The following is a 6,358-nucleotide window of genomic DNA, read 5'->3' on the forward strand; positions in this document are numbered from 1 at the left end:
GCGCCCTTTTCAGTAGCCGACGGTGAAGCGGGCGCGGGGGTAACGGGGCGTCTCGATCTCATCGACCATGGCGATGGCGTAGTCGGGGAAGGAAATGCGGCTGTCGCCCTGATCGTCCGTCAGCAGGGTGTTGTCGCCCAGTCGGAAGGTCCCGGTGCGCTCTGACCCGTCAAACAGGGCCGACGGCGACAGGAAGGTCCAGTTCAGTTCCGGTTCGGCGCGCAGGGTTTCGAGGAAGCGCCCGCCCGCCTCGGCCTCGGCCCTGTAGGCGTCGGGAAAGCCGGGCGTGTTGATCAGCGCCCGTCCGGGGGCGACTTCCAGACTGCCTGCGCCGCCTACGACCAGGTAGCGCGGGACGCCCGCGTCCTTGACCGCCTTGATCAGGCGCTGCGGATCGCTGTCGACGAACATGATGGCGCTGACGACGGCGTCGGCGCCGCTCAGGGCAGGGGCGAGGGTCTGAGGCTGGTTGACGTCTCCTGCGACGGCGGTGACGCCAGGCGTCTCGGGAATGCGTTCAGGCCGTCGGGCGACGGCGGTCACGGCATGTCCACGTCGGTCCAGTTCCTTGACGATCTCCGAACCGGCGCGGCCGCTTGCGCCCAGAACAGTCACTTTCATCGGCTTGCTCTCTTTAAGTTACCAATGGGTACCAGGTGTGATAGGGGAAGCGGCCATGCAAGAAGGCACTTTTTCCTCACCAGGTTCCCCGGCGGTGACCGACGTGCGCGAGGATGGTCGCGGCGACGTCTATGCTGTCGACTGTCCGACCCGCCTGCTGCTGGATCGGATCGCGGATAAATGGACAGTTTTGTTGCTGACGACGCTGGATGACGGCCCGATGCGCTTCAACGCGCTGAAGCGCCGGATAGAAGGCGTGTCCCAGAAGATGCTCAGCCAGACCCTGCGTCAGATTGAGCGCGACGGCCTTGTCACCCGCACGGTGGAGGCCAGCGTGCCTGTCTCGGTCACCTACGCCATCACGCCTCTGGGGCGGGAACTGGTGAAGGCCCTGCGACCGATGATCGACTGGGCCGAGACGCGGATGGAGCAGGTGGCGGCCGCTCGGTCAGCCTATGACAAGGGGCGGGGCGAAGCCTGATCTGACATATAGTCCCGCTGCGCCTTCATCATCTCGGTGATCAGGCGCTTTTCGCCTTCGTCCAGGTAGGGGTTCCAGACGTCAAAAATCAGGATGACCCGCATGGATTCGGCGTCATTCCAGGCTTCGTGCTCGATGGTGTCGTCGAACACCCATGCCGTGCCCATCTCCCATTCGCGAACTGTATTGCCTACGCGAAAGCGCGCCGGGCCCGGCAGGATCAGGGGCAGGTGGGTCAGCAGGCGCACATTGGACGAGCCCGTGTGCGGTGGAATGTGCGTCTTGGGCTGTAGGGCGGAGAATACAGCCGTAGGGGCGAAATCCTCCTGATCCGCCATGGGCAGGCTTTCCAGAAGGGCGGCTGTGGCAGGCGCGCGGGCGCAGATATCGTCCTGGCGTCGTCCGTCCTTCCACAGGAAGAGGGAGGTCCATTTGCGCGAATGGTTCAACTCGCCCCATTGGTTCACCGGCGCTCCCTTAGGATAGGCGATGTAGGGAGAGAAGGCGTCAAAGTCGGTTTCAAGCAGGGCGGTCAACTCGGCCTGAATCACCGGCGTCGCCTCTTCCAGCGTCGACAGCCACGGAAACAGGGAACGGTCATAAAAGGGAATGATGGGCAGGCGCGGATAGTTGAGCAGCAGCGGTTGGTGTCTGGGCGGCTGCTTCAATCCGGCATAAATTTCGAGCCCCTCATCGAAACGCTCGCGGCTGGCGTCACTGAGTTCGGGCTTTAGGGACGCCACGCGGTCCTTCATGAAATCGGCCAGATTTCTGGCGTGTTGTTCGACCAGGCGGTCAGCGTAATCCATTTGGGCGATGACGCCCGGCGGGCAGGAATCGCGCGGGGGGGCGATCTTCAGAGCATTGCGATAGATCTCGATCGCCGCCTTGGGCTGGTTGATCTTCTCCAGCATGGCCCCTTTCGCCAACAGGGCCATGAAGTCGTAGGGGCGCATCTCCAGCGCGTCATCCAGTACGCGCAACGAACCATGATAGTCGCCCAGCAGACGCAGGGCGACGGCGCGATTCAGAGTCGCATTGTGCGTCGGGCCGAATTGATCGGCCTGATCAAGCAATTCCAGTGCGGAACGGGGGTCGCGACGAGCCAGGGCCTGGCCGGCGGCGACCAGTAGACGTTCTTGCGCTGCAGGGTATGGCATGGCGATTTTGGCCGTTATTTGACCATATAAATGACACTTTTCCTCATGAGGCGCCACATGGGGGGCGTCAATAGTGGGGGAAGAAAACCTGAAATCCGCATACGGATGACTTGACGAAGCGGCTGTAAGCCGGGAGTTGGAGCCCGGCTTGATCCTCCACACGCAGGAGGCGGCTTTGCGGGAGACGACCATGCTCAACTGGTTTCAGGCGCTGCTGCCTAAGGAAGACAACTTCTTTCGGCTTTTCGACGCCCATGCTCTGAGCTTGGTTCACGGCGCGGGCGCGCTGCGCAAGATGATGGACGGCGGGCCGGAGACCGGCGAATGGTGCGCCAAGGTGGTCGCCCATGAAGAGGAAGCCGACGAGGTCGCGCGCGAGGTTCTGTTCGCCGTGCGCCGCAGTTTCATCACCCCGTTCGACCGCGCCGACATTCGCGGCCTGACCAACTCGCTGGACGACACCATCGACCAGATGCAGAAGGCGGCCAAGGTGGTCACCCTGTACGAGATGCGCGCCTTCTCGCCCAAGATGCAGGAACTGGCCGACATCGCCGTGCAGTGCGCGGCTCTGACGCAGGAAGCCTTCACCCTGCTGCCGGCCATGCGCAAGAACCACGAACGTCTGGTGGTCCTGACCGAGCGCATCACCGATCTGGAGGCGCGCAGCGACGACCTGTACGACGCCGGGATGAAGGCGCTGTATGAGGCGCACCGCCATGACGGCACGGGCGGCAACACTCTGGGCTTCATCATCGGCAGCCAACTGCTGGATCACCTGGAGAAGGTGATCGACCGGTTCGAGGATGTGGCCAACCGCATCAACGGCGTCCTGGTCGAGCACCTGTAGGACCATCATGGACCACGCCCTCCTGATCCTGATCTTCCTGATCGGCGTCGCCCTGCTGTTCGACTTTCTGAACGGCCTGCACGATGCGGCCAATTCCATCGCCACCATCGTAGCCACGCGCGTTCTGCCGCCGATCTATGCGGTGGGGTGGGCGGCCTTCTTCAACTTCATCGCCTTTCTGTTCTTCGGGCTGCACGTTGCGGACACGATCGGTCGAGGCATCATCTCGCCGGACATCATTTCGGATCAGGTGATCTTCGGCGCCCTGATGGGGGCCATCAGCTGGAACATCATCACCTGGTTGTTCGGAATTCCGTCGTCCAGTTCGCACGCCCTGATCGGCGGCCTGCTGGGGGCCGGGGTGGCCAAGGCGGGCGGCGGGGCCGTGGTCATCAGCGGCGTGCTGAAGACGGTCGGGGCCATCTTCATGTCTCCGGCGATCGGCTTCCTGCTGGCGCTGCTGCTGGTGCTGATCGTGTCCTGGCTGTTCGCCAAGGCCAATCCGAACTTCGCCGACCGAGTCTTCCGTGGTTTGCAGTTCGTCTCCGCCTCGGCCTATTCCCTGGGGCACGGGGGCAACGACGCCCAGAAGACGATGGGGATCATCGCCATTCTGCTCTATTCGCGCGGCATGCTGGGCGGAGAGTTCCATGTGCCTTTCTGGGTTGTCATCACCTGTCAGGCGGCCATCGCCCTGGGCACCCTGTTCGGCGGGTGGAAGATCGTTCACACCATGGGGTCGCGGATCACGCGGCTCAGCCCCCAGCAGGGGTTCTGTGCTGAGACGGGCGGGGCGATCACCCTGTTCGCGGCGACCAGCATGGGCATACCCGTTTCAACCACCCACACCATCACCGGCGCCATCGTCGGCGTGGGCGCGGCCAAGCGTGTCTCGGCCGTGCGCTGGAGCGTGGCGCGCAGCATCGTCACCGCCTGGTTCATCACCATGCCCGCCGCCGCCGCCATCGGCGCCCTGTTCTACGCCGTGGGCGGCCTGTTCCTGACCTGATGTCGAGCAAGCCCCGCACCCTGTCATCGGAGACGCGTCAGGTCGCGGCCCTGCCCTGGCGGCACGGCGCGGACGGCGTCGAGATCATGATGATCACCTCGCGCGAGACGCGGCGCTGGGTCATCCCCAAGGGCAACCGCATGGCCGGCAAGACCGACGCCGAAGCGGCCGTAATCGAGGCTTATGAGGAGGCGGGCGTTCAGGGCGACGTCATGGGCGCGCCCATCGGCTGGTTCCGCTATGGCAAGCGGCTGAAGTCGGGGCGGGTTCAGGCCACCATCGCCAGCGTCTATCCGCTGGAGGTCTTCATCCAACTGGGCGCCTGGCCCGAGGACGCCCAGCGCGAACGCCGCTGGATGTCGGCTGAAGACGCCGCCGCGGCGGTGGACGAGGCGGAACTGTCGGAGCTGATCCTTCACTTCCAGCCAAGCGGCGGCGTGGCCGAATAGGCCGCTTTCGTGTCGGGCGCTGGAAGGCGCCGCCCAGCCGTTGATTTTCCCGCCGGGCCGTGTATAGAGCCCGCATCTCGTCAGGGCCTCGGTTCTGACGATGCCTGTCCGAGAACTTCGGGATGCGGGGGTCGCCCGCGTCATAATCGTCCAGAGAGCCCTCTGGCGCCGTGGGGAGATGGGGATGCAAAGAGCTTTCGTCCTGCCGGTATCCGGCGGGCGGGCCGCGCTTCCTTCGGACAATACGACCGGCCTGAACGCTGTGCAGCGATGCATGGCGCTTAAGCCAAATCCGTCGTCGGGAATAAGCCCGGCGGCGAATGCCAAAACTGGAGACCACAATGGACCGCGCACAAAAAGCCGAGTCGATCGAACAGCTGAAGAGCGTGTTCGCCGACGCGGGCGCCGTGGTCGTGACCCACAACCTGGGTCTGACCGTTGTGGAGATGGAAGACCTGCGCCGTCGCCTTCGTAAGGAAGGCGGCGCGTTCAAGGTGGTGAAGAACCGTCTGGCGCTCAAGGCGCTGGGCGTCGAGGAAGGCAGCGAGTACCACGACCTGTTCAAGGGTCCCGTGGGCATCGCTTATGCAGCCGACCCGGTCACCGCCGCCAAGGTCACGGCCGAATTCGCCAAGGGGAACGACAAGTTCAACATCCTTGGTGGTTTCATGGGCGACAAGGTTCTGGACGCCAAGGGCGTCGAGGCTCTGTCCAAGCTGCCGTCGCTGGATCAACTGCGCGGCAAGCTCATCGGCCTGCTGCAAGCCCCGGCGACCAAGGTTGCTGGCGTCCTGCAGGCGCCTGCCGGCCAACTGGCCCGCGTCTTCAACGCGTACGCGACCAAAGACGCCGCCTAAGCCCCGTCATCTCTGCATATCTCTCTGAACCTCATCCTACCGAAGGAAGACTAAAATGGCTGATCTCGCCAAAATCGTTGAAGAACTGTCGGCTCTGACCGTCCTGGAAGCCGCTGAACTGTCGAAGCTGCTGGAAGACAAGTGGGGCGTCTCGGCTGCTGCTCCGGTCGCCGTCGCTGCTGTCGCCGGTGGCGCTGCTCCGGCTGAAGCTGCTGAAGAGCAAACCGAGTTCACCGTTGTCCTGGTTGACGGCGGCGACAAGAAGATCAACGTCATCAAGGAAGTCCGCGGCGTCCGCACCGACCTGGGTCTGAAGGAAGCCAAGGACCTGGTCGAAGGCGCTCCGCAGCCGGTCGTCGAGAACGTCTCGAAGCAAGCCGCTGAAGAGCTGAAGAAGAAGCTGGAAGAAGCCGGCGCCAAGGTCGAAATCAAGTAAGATTTCGGATCTGGCCTCTGGTTCGCCAGAGACAGCTTTCAAAGCGAAGCGGGCCGGAGGGAAACCTCCGGCCCGTTTTCTTTTTGAAGCGCGATCTTCTCCCTCCCCTTCATGGGGAGGGTGGCTGAGGCCGTCAGGCCGAAGCCGGGGGGGGGCGGCGAGGCAAATCAAACGCTGAGATCAGGGTCGCCAAGTCCCCCCCACCCGGGCTCCGCTTCGCGTCGACCACCCTCCCCATGAAGGGGAGGGAGAGGCGCGCCGCGCCTTGGTTTCTACCGCCGGCGCGGGCTGAGGATGTCGCCCAGCCGATCCGGCGTGCCGGGAATGCGCTCCAGGCGCGGGTAGCGCAGGCCGTCGTGGTAGTCGAAGTCGACCGTGCGGTAGCGGTCGCCGTTCTTGAGCAGCAGGCGGATCGGGGCGTCGGTCCCCTTGGCGGCGGTGATGGCGTCGCGCAGTTTCTCGGCCGAGCCGGCGAGGTCGTTGACGGCCACCAGTTCC

The 6,358-nt window shown here is 64.1% G+C and carries 8 protein-coding genes and 1 pseudogene; 6 read left to right on the forward strand and 3 right to left on the reverse strand.

Annotation, left to right across the window (positions count from 1 at the left end; all coding sequences use genetic code 11):
- Nucleotides 1-9: 9 nt before the first annotated feature.
- Nucleotides 10-621, reverse strand: coding sequence for an NAD(P)-dependent oxidoreductase (locus tag H556_RS0115465; RefSeq protein ID WP_024355294.1), 612 nt, complete (start codon nucleotides 619-621; stop codon nucleotides 10-12).
- Between the two features lie 55 nt (nucleotides 622-676).
- Between H556_RS0115465 and H556_RS0115470 the strand changes: the two genes are divergently transcribed.
- Nucleotides 677-1,102 (forward strand): winged helix-turn-helix transcriptional regulator, encoded by a 426-nt coding sequence (locus H556_RS0115470; RefSeq protein ID WP_024355295.1) that lies wholly within the window; start codon nucleotides 677-679, stop codon nucleotides 1,100-1,102.
- Here H556_RS0115470 and H556_RS0115475 read toward each other — a convergent pair.
- Nucleotides 1,075-2,454: an aspartyl/asparaginyl beta-hydroxylase domain-containing protein gene (locus H556_RS0115475; protein ID WP_245559523.1), complete on the reverse strand. Its 1,380-nt coding sequence runs from the start codon at nucleotides 2,452-2,454 to the stop codon at nucleotides 1,075-1,077. The two genes, H556_RS0115470 and H556_RS0115475, sit on opposite strands and share 28 nt — an antisense overlap.
- Between H556_RS0115475 and H556_RS0115480 the strand changes: the two genes are divergently transcribed.
- From H556_RS0115480 to rplL, 5 genes are all read left to right on the forward strand, one after another.
- The gene (locus tag H556_RS0115480) at nucleotides 2,453-3,109 is read left to right on the forward strand and encodes a DUF47 domain-containing protein (protein WP_024355297.1); all 657 of its coding nucleotides are present in this window, start codon (nucleotides 2,453-2,455) and stop codon (nucleotides 3,107-3,109) included. The two genes, H556_RS0115475 and H556_RS0115480, sit on opposite strands and share 2 nt — an antisense overlap.
- 7 nt (nucleotides 3,110-3,116) lie before the next feature.
- Nucleotides 3,117-4,118, forward strand: a complete 1,002-nt coding sequence (locus H556_RS0115485; RefSeq protein WP_024355298.1) for an inorganic phosphate transporter — start codon at nucleotides 3,117-3,119, stop codon at nucleotides 4,116-4,118.
- Complete coding sequence (locus H556_RS0115490; RefSeq protein WP_024355299.1) at nucleotides 4,118-4,567, forward strand: NUDIX hydrolase; 450 nt, start codon at nucleotides 4,118-4,120, stop codon at nucleotides 4,565-4,567. Before H556_RS0115485 ends, H556_RS0115490 begins: the two co-directional genes overlap by 1 nt.
- A 341-nt stretch (nucleotides 4,568-4,908) precedes the next feature.
- Nucleotides 4,909-5,424: a 50S ribosomal protein L10 gene (gene rplJ / locus H556_RS0115495; RefSeq protein WP_024355300.1), complete on the forward strand. Its 516-nt coding sequence runs from the start codon at nucleotides 4,909-4,911 to the stop codon at nucleotides 5,422-5,424.
- A 55-nt stretch (nucleotides 5,425-5,479) separates the two neighbouring features.
- On the forward strand, nucleotides 5,480-5,860 hold the full coding sequence (gene rplL / locus H556_RS0115500) for a 50S ribosomal protein L7/L12 (RefSeq protein WP_003168523.1): 381 nt from the start codon (nucleotides 5,480-5,482) through the stop codon (nucleotides 5,858-5,860).
- A 272-nt stretch (nucleotides 5,861-6,132) separates the two neighbouring features.
- On the opposite strand, the pseudogene H556_RS16440 reads toward rplL, so the two are convergent.
- Nucleotides 6,133-6,358 (reverse strand): annotated as a pseudogene (locus tag H556_RS16440) (M61 family metallopeptidase); the annotation flags it as partial.

It is taken from the genome of Brevundimonas naejangsanensis DSM 23858 (assembly GCF_000421705.1).
Taxonomy (GTDB): Bacteria; Pseudomonadota; Alphaproteobacteria; order Caulobacterales; family Caulobacteraceae; genus Brevundimonas; species Brevundimonas naejangsanensis.